1 protein-coding gene is annotated in these 292 nt (G+C 54.8%); it reads right to left on the bottom strand.

Annotation, left to right across the window (positions count from 1 at the left end):
- On the bottom strand, nt 1–292 hold a 292-nt coding region (locus V5T57_RS20745; RefSeq protein ID WP_332893179.1), incomplete at both ends, for a hypothetical protein.

Raw genomic sequence — 292 nt, 5'->3', positions numbered from 1 at the left:
CGACTCGGAACCATCCACATCGGTAACCGCGGAGGCGATATCCAGAGGGATATTTGCAGCATCTTCACCACCGGTGACATCACCCGCATTCAGCTCAGGCGCATCGGCAACGGAGCTCACCTCAACGTCAATGCTTCCCTCATTCAGGCGGCTAACCAGATCATTGCCTTCATCATCTGTGGAGTGCACCTCAACCCCGACAGAGAAGTTTTCATTAGAGTCAGCCGGGGGCATGATCTGCAGCCCGTCCAGACTGTAGCTGCCATCCTCATTGTCCGTTACCATGTCGATA

The sequence above is a fragment of the Magnetococcus sp. PR-3 genome (genome assembly GCF_036689865.1).
Lineage (GTDB): Bacteria > Pseudomonadota > Magnetococcia > Magnetococcales > Magnetococcaceae > Magnetococcus.
The sequence above is the reverse complement of the archived record's forward strand: the minus strand, read 5'-3'. Positions and strand labels throughout refer to the sequence as shown.